The 20889-nt window shown below is 62.5% G+C and carries 21 protein-coding genes and 3 pseudogenes; 12 read left to right on the top strand and 12 right to left on the bottom strand.

Annotation, left to right across the window (positions count from 1 at the left end):
• Window positions 1-30: 30 nt before the first annotated feature.
• Entirely contained in the window at window positions 31-819 is a 789-nt protein-coding gene (locus ACKLNA_RS00995; protein ID WP_408984579.1) for an AraC family transcriptional regulator, read from the bottom strand.
• A gap of 137 nt (window positions 820-956) precedes the next feature.
• Between ACKLNA_RS00995 and ACKLNA_RS00990 the strand changes: the two genes are divergently transcribed.
• Window positions 957-1184: a DUF6555 family protein gene (locus ACKLNA_RS00990; protein ID WP_064597962.1), complete on the top strand. Its 228-nt coding sequence runs from the start codon at window positions 957-959 to the stop codon at window positions 1182-1184.
• A gap of 38 nt (window positions 1185-1222) precedes the next feature.
• Entirely contained in the window at window positions 1223-1495 is a 273-nt protein-coding gene (locus ACKLNA_RS00985; RefSeq protein WP_134827471.1) for a hypothetical protein, read from the top strand.
• 23 nt (window positions 1496-1518) lie between these two features.
• Here ACKLNA_RS00985 and ACKLNA_RS00980 read toward each other — a convergent pair whose 3' ends face one another.
• The 3 genes from ACKLNA_RS00980 to ACKLNA_RS00970 all read right to left on the bottom strand — a co-directional run bounded on the left by ACKLNA_RS00980 (window position 1519) and on the right by ACKLNA_RS00970 (window position 3067).
• Window positions 1519-1686, bottom strand: coding sequence for a metallothionein (locus ACKLNA_RS00980; RefSeq protein ID WP_085686659.1), 168 nt, complete (start codon window positions 1684-1686; stop codon window positions 1519-1521).
• A 432-nt stretch (window positions 1687-2118) separates the two neighbouring features.
• Window positions 2119-2574, bottom strand: coding sequence for a DMT family transporter (locus ACKLNA_RS00975; protein ID WP_408984578.1), 456 nt, complete (start codon window positions 2572-2574; stop codon window positions 2119-2121).
• Between the two features lie 4 nt (window positions 2575-2578).
• The gene (locus ACKLNA_RS00970; protein WP_039770247.1) at window positions 2579-3067 is read right to left on the bottom strand and encodes a DMT family transporter; all 489 of its coding nucleotides are present in this window, start codon (window positions 3065-3067) and stop codon (window positions 2579-2581) included.
• Between the two features lie 111 nt (window positions 3068-3178).
• On the opposite strand from ACKLNA_RS00970, the gene ACKLNA_RS00965 reads away from it, so the two are divergent.
• Complete coding sequence (locus ACKLNA_RS00965) at window positions 3179-4114, top strand: LysR family transcriptional regulator (RefSeq protein ID WP_408984577.1); 936 nt, start codon at window positions 3179-3181, stop codon at window positions 4112-4114.
• 21 nt (window positions 4115-4135) lie between these two features.
• Here the strand turns inward: ACKLNA_RS00965 and ACKLNA_RS00960 are convergent.
• From ACKLNA_RS00960 to ACKLNA_RS00950, 3 genes and pseudogenes are all read right to left on the bottom strand, one after another.
• A pseudogene (locus ACKLNA_RS00960) lies at window positions 4136-4729 on the bottom strand (methyl-accepting chemotaxis protein); the annotation flags it as partial.
• 312 nt (window positions 4730-5041) lie between these two features.
• Window positions 5042-5818: pseudogene (locus ACKLNA_RS00955) on the bottom strand (cache domain-containing protein); the annotation flags it as partial.
• A gap of 126 nt (window positions 5819-5944) precedes the next feature.
• A complete protein-coding gene (locus ACKLNA_RS00950) occupies window positions 5945-7264 on the bottom strand; it encodes a Na+/H+ antiporter family protein (RefSeq protein WP_085712531.1) in 1320 nt (439 codons plus the stop codon).
• Window positions 7265-7578: 314 nt separating this feature from the next.
• Here ACKLNA_RS00950 and ACKLNA_RS00945 point away from each other — a divergent pair.
• Together ACKLNA_RS00945 and ACKLNA_RS00940 are read left to right on the top strand one after the other, a co-directional pair.
• A pseudogene (locus tag ACKLNA_RS00945) lies at window positions 7579-8868 on the top strand (HAMP domain-containing protein); the annotation flags it as partial.
• Window positions 8869-8970: 102 nt separating this feature from the next.
• Window positions 8971-9726 carry a methyl-accepting chemotaxis protein gene (locus ACKLNA_RS00940; protein WP_371807414.1) on the top strand — a complete coding sequence of 252 codons (756 nt, stop codon included), beginning with the start codon at window positions 8971-8973 and terminating at the stop codon, window positions 9724-9726.
• A 41-nt stretch (window positions 9727-9767) separates the two neighbouring features.
• Here ACKLNA_RS00940 and ACKLNA_RS00935 read toward each other — a convergent pair whose 3' ends face one another.
• The 4 genes from ACKLNA_RS00935 to ACKLNA_RS00920 are packed head-to-tail and all read right to left on the bottom strand — an operon-like array spanning window position 9768 to window position 12369.
• Complete coding sequence (locus ACKLNA_RS00935) at window positions 9768-11081, bottom strand: sensor histidine kinase (RefSeq protein ID WP_408984576.1); 1314 nt, start codon at window positions 11079-11081, stop codon at window positions 9768-9770.
• A complete protein-coding gene (locus ACKLNA_RS00930) occupies window positions 11078-11746 on the bottom strand; it encodes a response regulator transcription factor (RefSeq protein WP_085712534.1) in 669 nt (222 codons plus the stop codon). The genes ACKLNA_RS00935 and ACKLNA_RS00930 overlap by 4 nt, the downstream gene beginning before the upstream one ends.
• Window positions 11747-11749: 3 nt before the next feature.
• The gene (locus ACKLNA_RS00925; protein WP_119428499.1) at window positions 11750-12061 is read right to left on the bottom strand and encodes a PepSY domain-containing protein; all 312 of its coding nucleotides are present in this window, start codon (window positions 12059-12061) and stop codon (window positions 11750-11752) included.
• Complete coding sequence (locus ACKLNA_RS00920; protein ID WP_408984575.1) at window positions 12061-12369, bottom strand: PepSY domain-containing protein; 309 nt, start codon at window positions 12367-12369, stop codon at window positions 12061-12063. Before ACKLNA_RS00920 ends, ACKLNA_RS00925 begins: the two co-directional genes overlap by 1 nt.
• Window positions 12370-12512: 143 nt before the next feature.
• Between ACKLNA_RS00920 and ACKLNA_RS00915 the strand changes: the two genes are divergently transcribed.
• The 6 genes from ACKLNA_RS00915 to ACKLNA_RS00890 all read left to right on the top strand — a co-directional run bounded on the left by ACKLNA_RS00915 (window position 12513) and on the right by ACKLNA_RS00890 (window position 18395).
• Window positions 12513-13592 (top strand): patatin-like phospholipase family protein, encoded by a 1080-nt coding sequence (locus ACKLNA_RS00915; protein WP_408984574.1) that lies wholly within the window; start codon window positions 12513-12515, stop codon window positions 13590-13592.
• Window positions 13593-13678: 86 nt separating this feature from the next.
• Complete coding sequence (gene queD, locus ACKLNA_RS00910) at window positions 13679-14035, top strand: 6-carboxytetrahydropterin synthase QueD (protein ID WP_007955941.1); 357 nt, start codon at window positions 13679-13681, stop codon at window positions 14033-14035.
• A gap of 84 nt (window positions 14036-14119) precedes the next feature.
• Window positions 14120-14932 (top strand): alpha/beta fold hydrolase, encoded by an 813-nt coding sequence (locus ACKLNA_RS00905; protein ID WP_408984573.1) that lies wholly within the window; start codon window positions 14120-14122, stop codon window positions 14930-14932.
• Window positions 14933-15102: 170 nt separating this feature from the next.
• The gene (codB, locus tag ACKLNA_RS00900) at window positions 15103-16374 is read left to right on the top strand and encodes a cytosine permease (RefSeq protein ID WP_408984572.1); all 1272 of its coding nucleotides are present in this window, start codon (window positions 15103-15105) and stop codon (window positions 16372-16374) included.
• Between the two features lie 14 nt (window positions 16375-16388).
• Entirely contained in the window at window positions 16389-17624 is a 1236-nt protein-coding gene (codA, locus tag ACKLNA_RS00895) for a cytosine deaminase (RefSeq protein ID WP_085712539.1), read from the top strand.
• Between the two features lie 114 nt (window positions 17625-17738).
• On the top strand, window positions 17739-18395 hold the full coding sequence (locus tag ACKLNA_RS00890; protein ID WP_408984571.1) for a carboxymuconolactone decarboxylase family protein: 657 nt from the start codon (window positions 17739-17741) through the stop codon (window positions 18393-18395).
• A gap of 153 nt (window positions 18396-18548) precedes the next feature.
• On the opposite strand, the gene ACKLNA_RS00885 is transcribed toward ACKLNA_RS00890, so the two are convergent.
• On the bottom strand, window positions 18549-19541 hold the full coding sequence (locus tag ACKLNA_RS00885) for a diaminopimelate epimerase (protein WP_408984570.1): 993 nt from the start codon (window positions 19539-19541) through the stop codon (window positions 18549-18551).
• Window positions 19542-19735: 194 nt separating this feature from the next.
• Here ACKLNA_RS00885 and ACKLNA_RS00880 point away from each other — a divergent pair, with 194 nt between their 5' ends.
• The gene (locus tag ACKLNA_RS00880; protein ID WP_134827483.1) at window positions 19736-20887 is read left to right on the top strand and encodes an MFS transporter; all 1152 of its coding nucleotides are present in this window, start codon (window positions 19736-19738) and stop codon (window positions 20885-20887) included.
• The last annotated feature ends 2 nt before the right edge of the window (window positions 20888-20889 follow it).

Below are 20889 nucleotides of genomic sequence, written 5' to 3'. Positions count from 1 at the left end.
CCGGCCAAGGACTTCTGAATTTCGGCCAAATCAGCCCGGAAGCTGCCCGGCACCGAACTGCGAAGGCGCTACGCCCAGCTCACGACGGAACATGTCGCTGAAACTGCTCGGCGAATAACCCAGCTCCCGGGCAATCGCGCTGACTGGCACACCCTGAATCAACTCGGCGACTGCCGTCGCCAGTTGCACCTGCCGCCGCCACTCGGCGAAACCCATGCCCAGACCTTCCTTGAACAACCGCGCCAACGTTCGCACGCTGGCCCCGGCGTTTTCGGCATGTTGCTCGAAAGGAATCTCCAGCGATGGCGCGGCCATCACCGCCTGACACAGACTCATCAACCGCCGGTCGGCATCGTCCGGCAGCGGGATTTTCAACTGTGAACGCCTTGCGCGTTTCAGCTCCAGCAGCGCCAGCCCGACCAGCGCCTCGTAATACTCGGTATCACCGCTGTCGCCCTGCGCCACCAGTCCGACGATCAACTCACGCAACAGACCGCCGACCTCGATCACCTGCACCGTCTGATCCAGCGTTGCCGCCAGCGCCGGGCGCAGGTAGATATTGCGCATCTGCAAATCGGACACCACCCGAATCCCGTGGGGCACCCCCGGCGGCAACCACACCGCCCGTTGCGGCGGCACCACCAGCGCCTCGTGCGGGGTCTCGACCCACATCACCCCGCTCATCGCATACAGCAACTGCCCCCAGACATGCTCGTGCGGCTCAATGAACAACCCACGCGGATAGGTGCGCGCCAGCGGCTGCACCGGCACATCGGTATCACTCAGATCGGGGGGCGTGGCGAGGGCCATGGCGAACATTCATCAGGGTTGGCGAAGGCGTCATGGTAACCAGTGCGCCCGGTTCCTCGCCATTGATAGATACCGTCGGACAATCCGAGTGAATTTTCCCGGTGCGCAGCGATCCTTCTATTACCACAGGGAGGAAGAACGGCTTTATGAACAACGCAAAACTTTACGTCATCGATTACACCCTTCACGGCACGCCAAAGTCGTTCATTATCCGCTCGGACAAAATGGACAACACCGAGGCGTGGCACTGGGCAAGCTGCGACGCCGGGGTGGGCCGCATACCGCGCTTCGGCCGGGAAAAAGTGCAAAAGACCAGCAAGCCGATGGCAGAAAAATTCGGCGTGGAAAACGTGACGTGGCGACCGGCAAGCTAAGCTTGCGCGCAGGTGGGAAGTATTTCGGGGGAACTCACATGACGACCATCAGCAGCCCGGCGCATCTGGACTACAGCCTGGACACCGCAACCGGCCGGGTCACCCGAAGCATCGACTGCCCGGTTGGCCTGGAACCCGTCGAAAACGATCCCTACTGCTTCGCCCTGCGCGTCCCGGCCCCACAACCGGAAGACCTCGAACGAGCCACAACCGTCGACGTCCGGGTCGAAGGCCGACGCCTGCAAGGCACCGTCCGCCACACCGAACGCCTGGACGACGACAGCCTGAAACTGCAAGTGGAGCCTGACTAGGCTCCACTTTTTCATGCAGCCCGTTATTTCGGGTGCGCGCAATGGCAACCCTTGCCGGAACACTCTTCACCGCCCTTGTGGTGATGAGCGCAGGCCTCACAGCAATAGTGCTTGCCGTGCGCCACGTAGGAATGCTCGCCTTCCTTGATCTTGCAGCTACATCCCGGGCAATCGCATTTTCTGTCGGCCATGGAACAGACTCCTTTGGTGGTGGTTGTCTGAGGCTGAAGGAACAAGCCGTGCTACCAGTGTAGAAGGTGAAAACCACCAGACAACCCAACAACCAAACCACCCACTCCCCATACCCCAACACTCACCACGATGAGCGTTAGCTCGAGTAAAGCTTTTGATCTCAAGGCCCGTCGGTAGGCTGAGTGGAGGGATTGATCCGGGGGTGGGAGCGCAGCGACCGTGCGGCGCAGCCGCATGCATCGAGAGGAGGTGCAGCGAAGCAAACCGTAGGCGATGCCCCCGGATCAATCCCGGAGCGAAGGAACCCGAGCCACAGCGAGGGCCGTACGTCAGGGCACAGACCTTTTGGTTACTTTTGGGGCGTTTGCCAAAAGTGACCCGCCGTAAGGGCGGAACCCTAAGAAGCCGTTACCGCAGCAACGGATATGTAATCAACCCACCTGCCGAACACTGCTGCGATACATGAATACCAACGCCAACCCCAGACAGACCATCGCCAGAATCCGCGCGCCCGACAGCTCAATGGCGGAATTCCCCAGCCAACCGAAATTGTCGATCAGCATCCCCATCCCCAACTGCCCGACAATCACCGCCACCGTCGCCACAGCCGTCCCCACCCGAGGCACCGCCCCTACCATGACCATCATATAAACCACGCCAAACAAGGCACCACTGAGTTGCCATTTCGGCACCTCAAGCAGACTCACCGCCTGCGCCGGTTCGAAAAACAGAATCAGCAATCCGGTCGAAACCGCCCCGACCACAAACGTCAGAAGGCTGCTGCGCAACACCCCAACAGTCTCCCCCAACCGCCCGTTGATCGCCGCCTGCACACTCAACACCGCACCGGCCAACACCACCACCGCCAACAAAATCACCAGACTCATCTCATCAACCCCGCGCAATCAAAACCAGTGCCGCCACAATCAACCCCAACGCCAGCCAGCGTTCAGCGTTGACCTTCTTGCGCGTAGCGCCGAACCAGCCGAAATGGTCAATCAGCACACTCTTGCCCACCTGCCCCGACAAAATCGCAATCATCGTCATGGCAATCCCGATATGCGGCGTCGCCAGCGTCAACACCACCACATACATCGGCCCCAGAAACCCGCCGATCAACTGCCAGCGCGGCAGATCGGTCAGCGCCGGACCTTTCTGCGGCCCCGCAAACAGCAACAGCAAAAACAGAATCGCCGAGCCGACGCCGAAGATGCTCAAGGTCGCCCACAAGTGCCCGACCTGCTCACCCAACGGCCCCAGCAACCCGGCCTCCACCGACAAACCCATGCCGGCCAGAATCACCAGCGGCAACAGCAACAAGCGCAAACCCGGCCGGGCGACCGGAGCCGGCGCGGCACTCACTTCATCAAACGACTGCATTCACAAAACCTCTGAAGGAAACGATGGCGCGGATTATCGGCTGGCGCAGCTGTGCGATAAATGGGAGCATCCGGACAACACTTTTGCGCAACTCGCACAGCAGGACACTTGATGCACGGACTCAACGAACTGGGATTCAAGGCACTAAGGCTGTTTGTGGCGGTGCTCGACCACGGCAGCTTTTCCGAAGTCGCCCGCCGCGAAGGCGTGGCGCCCTCCTCGATTTCCCGACAGATCCAGTTGATGGAACAGGCGCTGAACCAGCAACTGCTCTACCGCCACACCCGCGCGGTCACGCCGACCGAGGCCGGGCGCATGCTCGGCCACCACGCGCGGCTGGTGCTGGTGCAACTGGAGGAAGCCGAACAGGCGTTGCAGGAACAGCAAAGCGAGCCCACCGGGCTGGTACGGATCAACGCCCCGGTGGTCTTCGGCCAGCGCCATCTGACGCCATGGCTCGGCCGATTGTGCGAGCGTTATCCGAAGCTGCAACTGGACATCCAGCAGACCGACCACTACATCGACCCGCTGCAGGAAGGCGCCGACCTGCTGTTCCGCATCGGCCCGTTGCACGATTCGAGCATGCAGGCACGGATACTCGCGCCACACCGCTTTCAGGTCGCGGCCAGCCCGGCGTATCTCAAGCGTTTCGGCACGCCGCAGCATCCTGAAGACCTCGCCCGCCATCAGTGCCTGGCCTACAAGGGCGCGACCGGTCAGCAGCGCTGGTTTTTCCGGCAGGATCAGGGCGAGTGGACACCGTACTCGGTCAAAGGCCCGATTACCGGCAACCATGCGGACACCCTGACCCAGGCCGCTGAACAGGGTTTGGGGCTGGTGATGTTTCCGTCATGGCTGATTGGCGAGGCGGTGCGTGAGGGCACGCTGGTGCCTGTGCTGGGGGATTATCAGGTGTCGAACAGTGTGGAGCCGCAGCAGATTTCGGTGCTGTGGCCGGGGAGCCGGCGGTTGTCGGTGAAGGTGCGGACGGTGATTGATTTCTTTATCGAGTGTTTTGGGGAGGTGCCGTATTGGGACAGACCCTGACGGTCTGCCCCGGCAACGGCATCAGATCCGGAACTGCCCGACCAGTTTGCCCAGCCGCTGCCCCAGATCCGCCAGGCTGCGCGAAGTCTGCGCCCCCAACTGTGTCTCATCCGCCACGTTATCCACCGCCACCGCAATCTGATGCACGCTGCGGTTGATCTCTTCGGCCACGGCGGTCTGCTCTTCTGCGGCACTGGCGATCTGCGCGTTCATCGAATTGATGGTCGCAATCAGATCCGCCATGGCATCCAGCGACGCCCCCGCCTGATTGGCCTGAGCCGAGGTGCCGTCACCCGCCTCGCTGGAACGGCGCATCGCCTCGACCGCCGACTGCGTACCGGCCTGCAAGCGATCAATCATCCCCTGGATTTCCTGCGTGCTGATCTGCGTGCGCGACGCCAGCGCCCGCACCTCATCTGCCACCACCGCAAACCCGCGCCCGGCCTCACCGGCCCGGGCCGCTTCGATCGCGGCGTTCAGTGCCAACAAGTTAGTCTGCTCGGCAATCGAGCGGATCACTCCGAGTACGCCGACAATCGACGATACGTCCTGCTGCAGACTATCGAGGGACACGCCGCTGCTGCGGATGTCGTCCACCAGCGCATGAATCTGCTTGATGCTGCCGGCCACCACGCGCTTGGCAGTCTGGCCTTCTTCGTCGGTCTGCTGCGCGGCGACGGCGGCGTTCTGTGCGCTCTTGGCGACTTCTTGGGCGGCGGCGGACATTTCGTTGATCGCCGTAGCCACCTGATCGGTTTCATGGCGTTGACGCTCCATGGCCTGGTCGGAACGCTGGGCCTGATCCGAGACCTGAGTCACCAGACCGGTCAATTGCGAGGTCATCTCGGTGATCTGCCGCACCAGGCCGTGGATCTTGTCGACGAAGCGGTTGAACGAGCCGGCCAGTTCGCCGAGTTCGTCCTGACTGGTGATGGTCAGACGGCGGGTCAGGTCGCCCTCGCCTGCCGCGATGTCGTCAAGGTTGGCTTTCATCAGGTTCAGCGGCCGCAGAATGGTATTGGCCAATACCAGCCCCGCCACCGCGATCACCAGCAGCACGACCACCGCCACGCCGACGATGCTCAGCACCACGCCTTCCATGCGCTCCTGAACCTGGGCCTGGACCAGCGCCACTTGCGCCTCGATGCCGTCGAGGTTGACCGACGTACCGACCGCCATGTCCCACTTCGCCAGGTATTCGGTGTAGCCGAGTTTCGGCACCAACACCTGCGCATTACCCGGCAGCGGCGAGCTGTATTGCAGGTAATGAGTGCCGTCTTTCGCCACTTTCACCAGGTCGCGGTTGACGTAGACGCCGTTCGGGTCGCGGTTGTCCTTGAAGCTTTTGCCCACGCCTTCGGGATCGGTGGACTTGAACAGGCGCACGGTCTCGGAATCGTAGCCGAAGAAGTAGCCGTCCTTGCCGTACTTGATGCCCGACAGCAGCTTGATCACCTGCGCCCGTGCGTCGGCGTCACCGGGGGCGGCAGCGTCGTACAGCGGTTTGATGGTGGTCATGGCCACCGCGACATAACTGGCCAGAGTGGCCTTGGCATCGCCGAGCAGGCGCTCGCGGGTCTGTTCGACTTCCTTGTGCGCCTGCTCCTGGAGAATGAACAGCGTGGTCAGGCTGATCACCAGCGCAAAGAGCAAGACCGGAAGGACGGCAAGGGACAGGACTTTAGCCTTGAGACTCAGGCGCATGGGGGCTCACTCTTTTGGTTTTATTGGCGTGGTTAAAGGCGTTAACGGCACGCGAAAGCAAAAGTTGAGCTGAGGTCTAACCAGATCGTTACCACGTTCTGAGCAGTAACGATCCGGTTTGGGGTGTTACAAGACCATTGCGGCCATCCAGCCGGCCGCCAGCAACGGCAGGTTGTAGTGCAGGAAGGTCGGCACCACGGTGTCCCAGATGTGGTGGTGCTGGCCGTCGATGTTCAGGCCGGAGGTCGGGCCGAGGGTCGAGTCCGAGGCCGGCGAACCGGTGTCGCCCAATGCCCCGGCAGTGCCGACGATGCAGACGATTGCCATCGGGCTGAAACCCAGTTGCACGCACAGCGGGACGAAAATCGCCGCGAGGATCGGCACCGTGGAGAAGGACGAACCGATGCCGATGGTCACCATCAGCCCCACCAGCAGCATCAGCAGCGCGCCAATGGCCTTGCTGTGATCGATCTGCGCCGCCGCGCTTTCGACCAGCGTGCGCACCTCGCCGGTGGCCTTCAACACTTCGGCAAAACCCGAAGCGGCGATCATGATGAAGCCGATCATCGCCATCATTTTCATGCCTTCGGTGAACAGGCCGTCAGTCTCGCGCCACTTGACGATGCCCGACGCCGAGAAGATCAGGAAACCGGCCAGCGCCCCGATAATCATCGAGTCCAGCAGCAGTTGGATAATGAAGGCTGCAGCGATCGCCAGACCGGCAATCCCGATGGTCATCGGGTTGTAGGCGACGCTGACCTGTTCGACCTGCTCGATCTTTTCCAGATCATAGACACGCTTCTTGCGGTAGCTGAAGAACACCGCCATCAACAAACCGAACACCATGCCTGCGGCCGGAATGGCCATCGCATGCATGACGTTGACCTGGCTGATGTCCACGCCAGCTTTGCTGACGTTGGCCAGCAGGATCTGGTTGAGGAAGATGTTGCCGAAACCCACCGGAAACACCATGTACGGCGTGATCAGGCCAAAAGTCATGACGCAGGCGATCAGCCGGCGATCCAGTTGCAGCTTGGTCAGTACATATAGAAGCGGCGGCACCAGCAATGGAATGAACGCAATGTGGATCGGCAGGATGTTCTGCGAGGCGATCGCCACCACCCACAACAAGCCGATCAGCAGCCATTTGACGCTGCCGCCACCGGATGCGTGCTGACGGTCGACCATCGCCAGGGCCTTGTCGGCCAGCGCATGGGCCAGGCCGGATTTGGCAATCGCCACCGCGAAAGCACCGAGCAACGCGTAGGACAACGCCACCGTCGCCCCGCCGCCCAGGCCACTGTTGAACGCCTTGAGCGTGGCGTCGATGCCCAGGCCGCCGGTCAGGCCACCGACCAGCGCACCGACGATCAACGCGATCACCACATGCACCCGGGACAGGCTGAGGATCAGCATGACGCCGACCGCAGCAATCACTGCATTCATTTCACTACCTCAAAAACACGACGGTAAAGCCATTCACCGCCAGACAGGATGAGTCCGGCCGGCAAGCCACGAAGGTCGCCAGCGGATTTGCATAGAGGGTCTTATTAGAAGGGCGCGCACTGTGCCGCAGAGCGCGCGCAGTGTCAAAGCGACCGGTCGCGTCACTGTGTAACTTTCCATGATCAAACCGGCGACAACGGCATATCCGCCACAAAGTGCGTCAATTCGCCATATTGCGTTTGCGCCATAAAGAAAGTCGAAACGCGGCCGTTACAGTGCAAAGTCTCAGATATTTATCGAATAAGGACGTCTCCATGTCGCTCAGACAACTTTCCATCCAATGGAAAATCACCCTGCTCGCCGGCCTCTGCCTGGCCGGTATCGTGACCCTGTTGGTGGGTCTTTCGCTGTATCGCATGGAGCACAGTTCTGAACTGGTCAAAGCCTCCAGCATGGAGATGCTCACCGAATCGGCCCAGGCGCGCATCGAATCCCAGGGCGAAGTTCAGGCGGCGGGCATTCGCCAGCAGTTCATGGACGCCTATCAATATGGCCACGGTTTTTCGCGTCAGGTGCTGTTCCTGCGCGAACAGGCCGAGAAGCGCTTCCTCGATGCCTTCGACCTGCGCGAAGACATGACCCGCCAGGTGAAATCCGCACTGCAGGCCAACCCGGAATTACTCGGCCTGTCGCTGGTGTTCGAAGCCAATGCACTGGACGGCAAGGACGAGCTGTTCGCCGGGCAAAGTGAATTAGGCAGCAACGACAAGGGCCGCTTCGCCCTGTACTGGTCACAGCCGACGCCTGGCAAAGTGACCTCGATGGCGCTGCCGGAAAGCGACATGGCCGACACCAGCACCGGCCCCAGCGGCCAGGCCGCCAATGCCTGGTTTACCTGCCCGCGCACCACGCTCAAGCCGTGCGTGATCGAGCCCTATTTCTATGTGATCGACGGGCAAAAGGTGCTGATGACCAGCATCGTGTTCCCGCTGATGGTCAACGGCAAAGTCATCGCCTCGCTGTCGGTGGACATCAACCTCAACAGCCTGCAGGCGATCAGCCAGGGCGCGAGCAAAAAGCTCTATGACGGCCAGACCGCCGTGAGCATCATCAGCCCCGCCGGCCTGCTCGCCGGTTACAGCCCGGACGCCAACAAACTCAGCCAGCGCCTGGATGCCGTGGACACCACCAGCGGCGCCGAACTGCTGCGCCTGCTGGCCTCGAGCAAAACCGTCAGCAGCCTGCACAGCAATGCGCAGCTGAAAGTGCTGTCGCCGTTCCAGCCGATTCCCGGTGGTCCGTCGTGGGGCGTGCTGCTGGATGTGCCGGAGAAAGTGCTGGTGAGTCGCGCCGAAGCACTCAAGCAGCAACTGGATGCCAGCAACACCTCGGGCACCCTGATCGAACTGAGCCTGGGCGTGCTTGCAGCACTGCTCGGCCTGCTGCTGGTGTGGCTGATGGCACGCAGCGTGACCAAGCCGATCCTCGGCGTGGCGCACATGCTGGAAGACATCGCCAGCGGCGAAGGCGATCTGACCCGTCGTCTGGCCTATGACAAGAAAGACGAACTCGGCCAACTGGCCGGTTGGTTCAACCGCTTCCTCGACAAGCTGCAACCGATCATCGCTGAAGTGAAACGCTCGGTGCAGGATGCGCGCAACACCGCCGACCAATCTTCGGCCATTGCCACCCAGACCAGCGCCGGCATGGAGCAGCAATACCGTCAGGTCGATCAGGTCGCCACCGCGTCCCACGAAATGAGCGCCACCGCCCAGGACGTGGCCCGCAGCGCCGCGCAAGCCGCCGAAGCGGCCAAGGACGCCGACCGCGCCACGCGTCAGGGCCTGACCGTGATCGACCGCACCACCGCCAGCATCGACACCCTGGCCGCCGACATGAGCGCGGCGATGGTCCAGGTCGAAGGCCTGGCGGCAAACAGCGAAAAAATCGGCACGGTGCTGGAAACCATCCGCGCCATCGCCGAGCAGACCAACCTGCTGGCCCTCAACGCCGCCATCGAAGCCGCCCGTGCCGGTGAAGCCGGACGTGGCTTTGCGGTGGTCGCCGACGAAGTGCGCAACCTCGCCCGCCGCACCCAGGAGTCGGTGGAGGAAACCCGCCAGGTGATCGAGCAATTGCAGAACGGCACCCAGGACGTGGTTGGTTCGATGGGCAACAGCCATCGTCAGGCCCAGGGCAGTGTCGAACAGGTCGGCCAGGCCGTAACCGCGTTGCGCCAGATCGGCGATGCGGTGACAGTGATCAGCGACATGAACCTGCAGATCGCCAGCGCCGCTGAAGAACAGAGCGCGGTGGCCGAAGAGATCAACAACAACGTGGCGACGATCCGTGATGTGACGGAATCGCTGTCGGGGCAGGCGAATGAGTCGGCGCGGGTGAGTCAGTCGCTCAATAGCCTGGCGAATCAGCAGCAGAGTTTGATGGATCAGTTTCGGGTCTGACGCTCAAACCCGCTCACCACAGATTCCTGTGGAGGGCGGGTTCACCGCCGGGGCAACTGAATCTCCACCTTCAACCCACCCCACTCACTCTCCCCCAACACCAAAACCCCACCCCACGTCTCGACAATATCCCGCACAATCCCCAGCCCCAATCCATGCCCATGGGTCTGTTCATCCAGCCGCGTGCCCCGACTGAACACCTGATCGCGCTGTGCCTCGGGAATCCCCGGCCCATCGTCTTCCACGCTCAATACAAAACCTTCAGCCGTCTCGACCACGCTCAGCCGCACCTCGGCATCCGCCCACTTGCAGGCGTTGTCCAGCAGGTTGCCGAGCAGTTCCAAGAGGTCCTCACGGTCCCACGGCAATTGCAGCCCGGTCGGCGCGACGTAGCTCAACGAAAGGTGTTCGCCGTGGATCATGTTCAATGTCGCCAGCAACCCCGGCAGCTCCGCGTCGCAATCGAACAGCGCCCCCGGCAACGCATCACCGGACAGCCGCGCACGGTTGAGCTCGCGGTTCAGCCGCTGCTGAACCTGTTCCAGTTGTTCCTTGAGGGTCTTGCGCAGCTCGGGATGGGCATCGAGTTTTTCGTTCGAGGCCAGACTCAGCAGCACCGCCAGCGGGGTTTTCAGCGCGTGCCCCAGATTGCCCAGGGCATTGCGCGAACGCTTGAGGCTGTCTTCAGTGTGCGCCAGCAAGTGGTTGATCTGCGCCACCAGCGGTTCCAGTTCTGCCGGCACTTGCTCATCGAGTTGCGAGCGCTGGCCTTGCTGTAACTGGGCGATCTGTTCGCGAGCCTTTTCCAGCGGTCGCAAGGCGCGGTGCACGGTCAGTCGTTGCAGGATCAGGATCAGCAGCAGCCCCGCCAAACCAAGGCCCAGACCGATCTGACGCATGCGCTGGAAGCTCTCCCGCACCGGGGTGTAATCCTGGGCCACGCTGATGGAGATCGACTGGCCGAGCCGTCGGTAATCCGAGCGCAGCACCAGAAGTTGCTGCCCGTCCGGCCCCAGTTGCAGATTGCTGTGCAGACCGGGCTCCGGCAACAGTGGCAGGTCTTGATCCCACAAGGAGCGTGAGCGCCAGTGACTGTCGGCAAAGTCGATGCGGAAATAGTGGCCGGAAAACGGTCGCTGATAAGCCGGCGACAGGTGTCGCTCATCCAGTTGCAAGCCTTGCGGGCCACGGACCAGCGCCACCAGCAGGCTTTCACTGTCATTGCGCAGGCCGGCTTCGAGGTAACGCTGCAAACCCACTTCGAACAGCCACAGACTGGTTTGCGCCAGTATCACGCCGACAACCACCATCACGCTGATCAGGCCCAGGCTCAAGCGGCGCTGGATCGATCTCACGAAGCCTGTCCGCCGAACAGATAACCCTGGCCGCGCCGGGTTTCGATCACGCTTTTGCCAAGCTTGCGCCGCAGGTGATTGACGTGAACTTCCAGCACATTGGAATCGCGCTCGGTCTCTCCGTCGTACAGGTGTTCGGCGAGGTGGCTTTTGGAAAGGATCTGCTCCGGGTGCAGCATGAAGTAACGCAGCAGGCGGAATTCGGCAGCGGTCAGTTGAATATCGGCACCGTCACGCACGACACACTGGCGGCCCTCGTCCAGATGCAGCCCTGCGGCCTTGAGCGTCGGCTGGTTGGCCTGCCCCTTGGAGCGACGCAGCAGCGACTGGATGCGCAAATACAGTTCTTCCGGATGGAAAGGTTTGGTCAGGTAATCGTCGGCGCCGGCCTTCAGGCCTTCGATGCGCTCGGCCCAGGAATCCCGGGCCGTGAGGATCAGCACCGGCGTCGCCAGCCCGCCCGCGCGCCATTGCGCCAGCACTTCAAGGCCCGGCACGCCCGGCAGGCCGAGGTCGAGAACGATCAGGTCGTACGGTTCGCTGCGGCCCTGATAGACCGCGTCGCGCCCGTCCGCCAGCCAGTCCACGGCATAACCCTGGCGTTGCAGGCCGGCGATCAACTCATCGGCCAGGGGGACGTGGTCTTCCACCAGAAGCAAACGCATCGATCAATCTTCCTTGTCTTTCAGTAAACGGCCGGTGGCGGCTTCGAGATGGAGTTCGCGGGTCACCCCGTCGACAGTCAGCAACTCGACTTCGTAAATGTAGACGTCGTGCTTTTCTTCCAGCTCGACTTCCAGCAGTTTCGCACCGGGGTAGCGATCCAGCGCGTTATGCAGCACCTGCTCCAGCGGCAGAATCACCCCCTGCTGGCGCAGGCGCAGGGCTTCGTCCTGATCGAGATCACGAGCCCCGGCCACCGAGCAGAAAATCAAAAGCGCCAACGCGGTTCGACCGGTGGCGCGAGCATTCACCTTCATTACGTATCCTGATGATCCTTGAGCACTTGCCCGCTGACCGCGTCCAGTTCCACATCCCATTCCAGCCCCTGCGGGTCGCGCAGATCGAGCTGGTAGAGGTACTTGCCGTACTTCTCTTTCAGCTCGGCGTCGGTAATGGTGGAACCCGGATGCCTGTCCAGCGCCGTGGCATTGAGCTGCTCGAAGGGCACGATAGTACCAGCGTCGTGCAAACGTTGGGCTTCATCCGGGCCAAGATCCCGTGCGTGGGCCAGGCTCGCGCTCAGACCGATGAACGAGGCAAGGCTCAGGGCAGTCAGGGTTTTCATGGGTTCTCCGTATTTTCAGTGCCGCTACGGAGCACCATAACGGTGCGAACTTAACTGAAACTGAATGGCCATCACTGGGCCAGCTTCAGCAGCGTCGGCAACATGTGCTTATAATCTTTCGCTTGCTAACGATCGAGACCGGTATGACAGCCATCCACATCAAGTTCCCTTCCCTGACCCTCAAGGCTGGCCCGCGTGCCATGGCACGCATCCGCGCCCAGGGTCTGAACGCTGCCGATGTCGGCACTTTGCCCGGTGCGGCCGGCGGACCGAAGGCGCTGGGGATTCAGGGGCTGGATCTGGCGCTGTTCGGCGAGTGGCTGCCGGCGGCTCCGCGCGAGCGTTCGCTGATCGGTGCGTCGGTCGGCTCCTGGCGCTTCGCCAGCGCCTGTCTGCCGGACGCCGCCGAAGGTATTCGTCGCCTCGGCCATCTGTACACCGAGCAGAACTTCAACAAGGGCGTGACCATCAGCGACGTCAGCCGCAGTTCGCAGCGCATGCTCGATGACCTGCTCGACGGCCGCGATGCGCTACTGCTCGACAATGCCCATTACCGCTTGAACATCATGGTGGTCAAAAGCCACGGCGGGCTGGCGAACGACCATCGTGGCCGGCTCGGGCTGGCGCTGGGTTCGGTGATCGCCGACAACCTGCGGGGCCGGGCGCGGCTGTCGCGGCACTTCGAACGGCTGATCATCCACGACCCGCGCCTGGCGCCGCCGGTACACGCGTTGACCGATTTCCCGTCGCGCTTCGTCGCCCTCGATGCCGGCAACCTGCGTCAGGCGCTGCTGGCGTCCGGTTCGATCCCGATGGTCATGGAAGGCGTGCGCGATCTGCCGGGCGCCGGCGCCGGCACCTTTCGTGACGGCGGCCTGCTGGACTATCACCTCGACCTGCCCTACAGCGGCGACGGTATCGTGCTCTATCCGCACTTCACCGACCGGGTGATCCCGGGCTGGTTCGACAAGACCCTGCCGTGGCGCAAAGCCTCGACCGAGCGTTTGCAGGACGTGCTGTTGCTGGCGCCGTCCAAGGAATACCTGGCGCGCCTGCCCTACGGCAAACTCCCCGACCGCAACGACTTCAAGCGCTTCATGGGCGATGCACCGAGTCGGCAGAAATACTGGCGCGCGGCGATGGACGAGAGCCGCCGGCTGGGCGACGAATTCCTTGAACTGACTGCCAATGGTCGCCTCGCCGAGCGCTTGCTGACCCTTTAGTCAGCACAGCCGGAGACAAGCTGGTAAACTCGCCGCCTGCCCGAATTCGCTGCGGCGAACGCCATCTGAACAGAGCTGAAATCACTGTGGAAATCTTCAAGGAATTTACGTTCGAATCCGCCCACCGCCTGCCCCACGTACCGGACGGCCACAAGTGCGGACGCCTGCACGGTCACTCGTTCAAAGTGGCGATTCACCTGAGCGGCGACCTCGACCCGCACACTGGCTGGATCCGTGATTTCTCCGAGATCAAGGCGATTTTCAAGCCGCTGTACGAGCGTCTGGACCACAACTACCTGAACGACATTCCGGGCCTCGAGAACCCGACCAGCGAAGTGCTGGCCAAGTTCATCTGGAATGAGTTGAAGCCCCTGTTGCCGGAACTCAGTGCGATCCGCATCCACGAGACCTGCACCAGCGGTTGCATCTATCGCGGCGAGTAAATCCCGCGACACAAAAAACCACCGAGACCGGTGGTTTTTTTACGCCTATGCTTTTTGGCTCGAACCCGCCAAGAGGACAGGCCCATGACGGACTGGCTGCTGGATCAGGTCTTTGATTTCAACGGGCGACAGATTCGCCACGGGGTGCGCGGCGACGGCCCGCCGCTGGTGTTCGTACATGGCACGCCCTTCTCATCTTATGTGTGGCACCGCATCGCGCCGCATTTTTTCGCCACGCATCGGGTGCATTACTTCGACTTGCTGGGCTACGGGCGCTCCGAGCAACCGGACGCCGATGTCTCCCTCGGCGTGCAGAACGAATTGCTCGCGCAACTGCTGGATCACTGGGGCCTGCAACGCCCGGACGTGGTTGCCCACGACTTCGGTGGCGCCACCGCCCTGCGCGCGCACCTGCTCAACGGCAAGGATTACCGCACCCTGACCCTGATCGACCCGGTGGCGCTGACGCCCTGGGGCTCGCCTTTCGTGCAGCACGTGCGCCAGCATGAAGCGGCGTTCAGCGGCCTGCCGGATTACATCCAGCGCGCCATCGTGCCGACCTACATTCGCGGCGCCATTCACCGGGACATTCCCGACGATGAACTGGCGCCCTACGTGCAGCCGTGGCTGGGCGATCCGGGGCAAGCGGCGTTCTACCGGCAGATCGCGCAGATGGATCAGCGCTACACGCTGGAGGTGCAGCCGCTGTACCCGACGATTCGCTGCCCGGTGCAGATTCTCTGGGGCGAGGAAGATCAGTGGATTCCCATTGAGCGCGGACGCGAGTTGCACAACATGATTCCAGGATCGCAGTTTCACCCGATTCCGAATGCCGGGCATCTGGTCCAGGAAGATGCGCCTGAAGCCATTGTCGCTGCTCTGCTGCGTTTTCTCTGAGCCGAAAAACAACCGGCCTGATGGCTCCCACTTTGTGCTTCAGCGGAGGCAGGCGCACCGCTTTCGCGCCAAATCCGATCTCTCGTCTATACATAACCTCGCCAATCGGTAACTGGCACGACCGCTGCAACCTCCTCGCGTCCTCCCCTTTCCAGCAAGGAACGCCCGCCATGACGCAGAACGATCCCGGCAACGACTACCCCCTCAGCGAAGTCCCTATGCACGCCCGCAAAGGCCTGGCCTCGACGGCCATGGTGCTGCTGGGCTTCACCTTCTTCACCGCGACCATGTTTGCCGGCGGCAAGCTCGGCGTGGCGTTCGGCTTTGGCGAGATGATGGCGGTGATCATCATCGGCAATCTGCTGCTGGGCCTTTACGCCGCAGCACTGGGTTACATCGCCTTCAAGAGCGGCCTGAACTCTGTGCTCATGGGGCGCTTCTGCTTCGGCGAAGTGGGCAGCAAGCTCAGCGACCTGATCCTGGGTTTCACCCAGATCGGCTGGTACGCCTGGGGTACTGCGACGGCAGCGGTGGTACTCGGTAAATATTTCGCCCTGGACGACGGTACGGTGCTCGGGCTGATGGTGCTGTTCGGCCTGGTGTTCTGCGCCACGGCGTATGTCGGTTATCGCGGGCTGGAGATTCTGTCGTACATCGCGGTGCCGGCCATGATGTTGCTGCTGATGCTGTCAATGTGGGTGGCCACGGTGAAGGTCGGTGGCCTTGAGGGTTTGCTGGCCGTGGTGCCGACCGGTTCACTGGACTGGTCCACCGCCATCACCCTGGTGTTCGGCACCTTCGTCAGCGGCGCGACCCAGGCCACCAACTGGACGCGTTTCTCACGCTCGGCGCGGGTCGCGGTGCTGGCCAGCCTGATCGGTTTTTTCATCGGCAACGGCCTGATGGTGCTGATCGGCGCCTATGGCGCGATCGTCTATCAACAACCCGACGTGGTTGAAGTGTTGCTGCTGCAAGGTTTCGCCATGGCGGCTATGGCCATGCTGCTACTGAACATCTGGAGCACCCAGGACAACACCATCTACAACTTCGCCGTCGCCGGCTGCAACCTGCTGCGCACCGGGCGCCGCAAGACCGTGACCCTGGCCGGTGCGGTGATCGGCACGCTGCTCGCGCTGTTGGGCATGTATGACATGCTGGTGCCTTATCTGATCCTGCTCGGCACCGTGATTCCACCAATTGGCGGGGTCATCATGGCCGACTTTTTCTTCCGCTGGCGCGGTCACTATCCGCGCCTGGCCGACGCACGGCTGCCGGCCTTCAACTGGCCGGGGCTCGGGGCCTACGCGGTTGGCACCCTCGCGGCGTTTCACTCGCCGTGGATCGCGCCGCTGGTGGGGATCGCCGCTGCCGCGCTAACGTATGTCATCGTCACCGGCCTGCTGGGCGCCCGCCGCGCCAGCGCGCCACTACAAGACCTATAAGAAGGATTTGCCTGATGCACATCATCAACGCCCGACTGCGCAACCAGGAAGGTCTGCACGAATTGCACCTCGAAGACGGCCTGATCCGCAGCATCGCGCGCCAGACCGAAGCGCCGACCCTGGGCCCCGACGACCTCGACGCCGGCGGCAATCTGGTGGTGCCGCCCTTCGTCGAGCCGCATATTCACCTGGACGCCACCCTGACCGCCGGCGAGCCGCGCTGGAACATGAGCGGCACGTTGTTCGAAGGCATCGAATGCTGGGGCGAGCGCAAGGTCACCATCACCCAGGAAGACACCAAGACCCGGGCGAAAAAGACCATCCAGACCCTGGCCGCCCACGGCATCCAGCACGTGCGCACCCACGTCGATGTCACCGACCCGCAACTCACCGCGCTCAAGGCCATGCTTGAAGTCCGCGAAGAAAGCCGTCACCTGATCGACCTGCAAATCGTCGCGTTCCCCCAGGAAGGCATCGAGTCGTTCCGCAACGGTCGCGAGCTGATGGAAGAAGCGATCCGCATGGGCGCCGATGTGGTCGGCGGGATTCCGCATTTCGAATACACCCGCGATCAGGGCGTCAGCTCGGTGAAGTTTTTGATGGACCTGGCAGAACGCACCGGCTGCCTGGTGGACGTGCATTGCGACGAAACCGACGACCCGCACTCGCGCTTCCTTGAAGTGCTGGCCGAAGAGGCCCGCAGCCGCGACATGGGCGCACGCGTGACGGCCAGCCACACCACCGCGATGGGCTCCTACGACAACGCCTACTGCGCCAAACTGTTCCGCCTGCTCGGGCACTCGGGGATCAGTTTTGTCTCCTGCCCGACCGAAAGCATTCACCTGCAAGGCCGCTTCGACAACTTCCCGAAACGCCGTGGCGTGACCCGCGTCAACGAGTTGCTCGAAGCGGGCATGAACGTCTGCTTCGGCCAGGATTCGATCGTCGACCCGTGGTATCCGCTGGGCAACGGCAACATCCTGCGCGTGCTCGAAGCCGGGCTGCACATTTGCCACATGCTCGGTTACCGCAACCTGCAAAGCGCACTGGATCTGGTCACTGACAACAGCGCCAAGGCCATGCACCTCGGTGAGCGCTATGGCCTGGAACAGGGTCGCCCGGCCAACCTGCTGATCCTGTCGGCGGACAGTGATTACGAAGTCATCCGCAGCCAGGGCTTGCCGCTGTATTCGATCCGTGGCGGCAAGGTGTTGATGAAGCGGCAGATGCCGGTGGTGGAGTTCGTCTAAGGTGTAAAGGTCGGCGTCGCAACGGCGCCGACCTTTCCCGATGGACGCCCTGTCATGCCGTAGTTCGCGCGTAGTTGCTTCGCTGCCATCCTCATTGCTGCATGAGGACGCGACATGAACCCCAAAACTGCTTCCGATCCCATGGCCACGCTGTATCGCGAAGGCCGTCATACGTTTATCGATCTGGTGCCCGATGGCGGCGCCCGGCTCGATGCCTTGTTTCATACCGCTCCCGCGTTGGGCGAACTGGCCGTTGGCGTGGTGTACGGGCATTTGCACGCACGCCCCGGTCTCGACCCGCGATTGCGCGAGGCGGTGTCATTTGCCTCCGTTGTGGCATCGGGCATGGTCGGACCGCCACTGAGCGTGCACCTCAAGACCGGGCTCGCGTCAGGCCTGGCGCCTGGCGAAATGACCGAGGTGCTGCTGCAGGCCTCGGCGTTTGCCGGTTTTCCGCGAGCCGTCAGTGCGGCGGAGCAACTCAATCATTTATTTGCAGAAGCAGGCCTGGCCTCACCACCAGGGCCCACGCCAAGAGAAATCTCTCTGAAATTCTGCGCAGCGGTTCGCGAGGGCCACCCACCGATTCCGGTCAGTGCGGCGGTGAAACGGCAGTTGCGCGACGCTGACCGGCTGGCGATACAGGCCTGCGGGGCGCAAGCGGTCATCGTCGAATGCTTCAAGGATGCGCAGACCACTCCGCAGGCACTGCTGCATCTGACGGTGGACACCGCTGCCGTGATTGCAGTGAAACTGTTCAAGGCGCACTGAATCGAGGGAACTCATGGTTATGGGTCGGGGCGGCGTTATCGCAAAACGATAGAGCCGCCCTGTCAAATCTGACAGGCGACAACCGCTGCCAACCGGTCCACAGTGAAGTCCAAGGGATCCATCGTTCCCGGGGGGACGATCATGAAAGGGACTTCATCTTTTTGTCTGATGCGCGGTGCCGAACAGACGCACGCCAGTCAGTTCACCGCCCTCTTCTTCCAGCAATACCGGTGCCGTCCCGCCCGGCATGAGCACCTGCACCTCTCCCGCTGACACCCAGCCCGCCCGCCAGGCCGCACACGCCACTGCACTGGCGCTGGTGCCGGAAGACGCCGTCGGGCCTTCGCCCCGTTCGAATACTCGTGCGGCGATGCGTTGATCGCCTGCGTGCATCGCCCACTGCAGATTGACCCCGGCCGGGCACGGCCGGCCGGCGCCGACGGGCATGGCGTAGGCGATGGCGGTCAGACTGTCTGCCAGCGGCGATTCAAGCATCTGTGCGTTGCCCGGCAATGCGGCTTCATCCTGTACCAGCGTCACACAATGCGGATTGCCGATGCGCACGAACTGACTGTGCGCCCAGGCGGGATCGAGTTGCGCCAATGGCTTCACGCGGCTGACTTCTACGTTGTTGAATCGCACCGACTCAACGCCGACTGCACCGACAGCTGACGGACCGAAACCGGGTCGCCCGAGATCCAGCCAGAAGCCTTGCACGCCGGCCACTTCTGCCGGTTTGACGGAAACGGGCACTGGCGATGACGCATCCTGCTTGTCGTGATGCACCTGCAACGATGCCCCCTCTTCCAGCATCAGCCCCTGTTCGAGCAGCGCCTGAGAGAAAATCGTCAGGCCATTGCCACTGCGCTCGGCGAGCGTGCCGTCGGTGTTGACGATCAGCAGATCGAAGGGTGGTGAGGCCTGGAACGGACCGATCAGCAAGCCATCGCTGCAGTGGGACTTGCTGCCGGCAGGTCGCTGACCGTCGGGCCAGTCACAACACAGGGCGATCGCGGCGCGGCTCCACGCCTGTCGAGACAAGGCACATTGCTCGGCATCGGTGGGCAGGTCGATGCCCGACTCCCGTAGCGCCCGGGGTGAGATAACCCCGTAGATATTGCCCCGTGCATCGTAGAACTGCGTCATGAACCGCCCCTTGGTTTCAAGTTGCCAAAGGCGTCACTGTAAAACGCAATTCCCTGTGGGAGCGAGCTTGCTCACGATGGCGGTGTATCAGTCAATGAGTTCGACTGACACGACGCTATCGCGAGCAGGCTCGCTCCCACAGAAGAGCTGTGCAAGGATGTCCCCTGCTGAAACGTTTTTTGCCAAGGATTCCCATGACCAGTCTCACGCCCAACGACACCTTCGTCCCCGGACGTCTGCAACAGATGTCCACGCGCATCGCCTTCTTCATCGCCGGGCTCGGCATCGCCGCATGGGCGCCGCTGGTGCCGTATGCCAAGGCGCGGGCCGGGCTCGATGAAGGGACGCTGGGCCTGTTGCTGTTGTGTCTGGGGGTAGGTTCGATTCTGGCAATGCCGCTGGCGGGGATTCTGGCCACGCGGTTCGGCTGTCGGCGTGTGGCAACCGGCGGCACCTTATTGATCTGCGCGGCATTGCCGTTGCTGGCAACGGTGTCGTCTATCCCGGCGTTGATCGCCACGCTGTTCATGTTCGGCGCCGGGCTCGGCACGGTGGACTCGACGGTGAACCTGCAAGCGGTGATCGTCGAGCGAGCCAGCGGCAAGAACATGATGTCGGGGTTTCACGGCCTGTTCAGCCTCGGCGGGATCGTCGGCGCGGCAGGCGTCAGCGCCCTGCTTGGCCTTGGATTGTCGCCATTGGCGGCGATGCTGGTGGTGGTCGTGGTGCTGATCGCGGCGCTGTTCAAGGCTGTGCCGCACATGTTGCCTTACGGCAGTGAAAGCTCGGGACCGGCGTTCGCGATCCCTCACGGGATCGTGCTGTTCATCGGCGGGATGTGCTTCATCGTGTTCCTCACCGAAGGCGCGGCGCTGGACTGGAGCGCGGTGTTTCTGGCGCAGGAACGCGGGATCGATACGGCGTATGCAGGGCTGGGTTATGCGGCGTTCGCGCTGACGATGACGGCGGGTCGTTTGACTGGTGACCGGATTGTTCGCGCACTGGGTGCGACGCGGATCATTCTGTTTGGCGGTCTGCTGGCGGCGGCGGGTTTGTTTCTGGCAACGTTCGCGCCGAGCTGGGAAGCCGCGCTGGTCGGTTATGCACTGGTCGGCGCCGGCTGTTCGAACATCGTGCCGGTGCTGTACACGGCGGTGGGCAAGCAGACGGTGATGCCGGAAAGCATCGCCGTGCCGGCAATCACCACGCTGGGTTACGCGGGGATTCTGGCGGGGCCGGCGGTGATCGGGTTTGTCGCCCATGCCAGCAGCCTGAGTTTCGCCTTCGGGTTGATGGCGACGCTGCTGGTGGCGGTGGCGATAGGCGGCAAAGCCCTCAAGGTCTGAAT

It is taken from the genome of Pseudomonas sp. UV AK001, assembly GCF_046097675.1.
Taxonomy (GTDB): Bacteria; Pseudomonadota; Gammaproteobacteria; order Pseudomonadales; family Pseudomonadaceae; genus Aquipseudomonas; species Aquipseudomonas kribbensis.
Note: the sequence above shows the minus strand (reverse complement) of the source record. Positions and strands in the feature narration are given on the sequence as shown.

Excerpts from the sequence above, each read along its gene's own strand:
- ACKLNA_RS00995 (WP_408984579.1), bottom strand. The coding sequence starts at position 819 with ATGTTCGCCATGGCCCTCGCCACGCCCCCCGATCTGAGTGATACCGAT.
- ACKLNA_RS00990 (WP_064597962.1), top strand. The coding sequence starts at position 957 with ATGAACAACGCAAAACTTTACGTCATCGATTACACCCTTCACGGCACG.
- ACKLNA_RS00985 (WP_134827471.1), top strand. The coding sequence starts at position 1,223 with ATGACGACCATCAGCAGCCCGGCGCATCTGGACTACAGCCTGGACACC.
- ACKLNA_RS00980 (WP_085686659.1), bottom strand. The coding sequence starts at position 1,686 with ATGGCCGACAGAAAATGCGATTGCCCGGGATGTAGCTGCAAGATCAAG.
- ACKLNA_RS00975 (WP_408984578.1), bottom strand. The coding sequence starts at position 2,574 with ATGAGTCTGGTGATTTTGTTGGCGGTGGTGGTGTTGGCCGGTGCGGTG.
- ACKLNA_RS00970 (WP_039770247.1), bottom strand. The coding sequence starts at position 3,067 with ATGCAGTCGTTTGATGAAGTGAGTGCCGCGCCGGCTCCGGTCGCCCGG.
- ACKLNA_RS00965 (WP_408984577.1), top strand. The coding sequence starts at position 3,179 with ATGCACGGACTCAACGAACTGGGATTCAAGGCACTAAGGCTGTTTGTG.
- ACKLNA_RS00950 (WP_085712531.1), bottom strand. The coding sequence starts at position 7,264 with ATGAATGCAGTGATTGCTGCGGTCGGCGTCATGCTGATCCTCAGCCTG.
- ACKLNA_RS00940 (WP_371807414.1), top strand. The coding sequence starts at position 8,971 with ATGGAGCAGCAATACCGTCAGGTCGATCAGGTCGCCACCGCGTCCCAC.
- ACKLNA_RS00930 (WP_085712534.1), bottom strand. The coding sequence starts at position 11,746 with ATGCGTTTGCTTCTGGTGGAAGACCACGTCCCCCTGGCCGATGAGTTG.
- ACKLNA_RS00925 (WP_119428499.1), bottom strand. The coding sequence starts at position 12,061 with ATGAAGGTGAATGCTCGCGCCACCGGTCGAACCGCGTTGGCGCTTTTG.
- ACKLNA_RS00920 (WP_408984575.1), bottom strand. The coding sequence starts at position 12,369 with ATGAAAACCCTGACTGCCCTGAGCCTTGCCTCGTTCATCGGTCTGAGC.
- ACKLNA_RS00915 (WP_408984574.1), top strand. The coding sequence starts at position 12,513 with ATGACAGCCATCCACATCAAGTTCCCTTCCCTGACCCTCAAGGCTGGC.
- ACKLNA_RS00905 (WP_408984573.1), top strand. The coding sequence starts at position 14,120 with ATGACGGACTGGCTGCTGGATCAGGTCTTTGATTTCAACGGGCGACAG.
- codB (WP_408984572.1), top strand. The coding sequence starts at position 15,103 with ATGACGCAGAACGATCCCGGCAACGACTACCCCCTCAGCGAAGTCCCT.
- codA (WP_085712539.1), top strand. The coding sequence starts at position 16,389 with ATGCACATCATCAACGCCCGACTGCGCAACCAGGAAGGTCTGCACGAA.
- ACKLNA_RS00890 (WP_408984571.1), top strand. The coding sequence starts at position 17,739 with ATGAACCCCAAAACTGCTTCCGATCCCATGGCCACGCTGTATCGCGAA.
- ACKLNA_RS00885 (WP_408984570.1), bottom strand. The coding sequence starts at position 19,541 with ATGACGCAGTTCTACGATGCACGGGGCAATATCTACGGGGTTATCTCA.
- ACKLNA_RS00880 (WP_134827483.1), top strand. The coding sequence starts at position 19,736 with ATGACCAGTCTCACGCCCAACGACACCTTCGTCCCCGGACGTCTGCAA.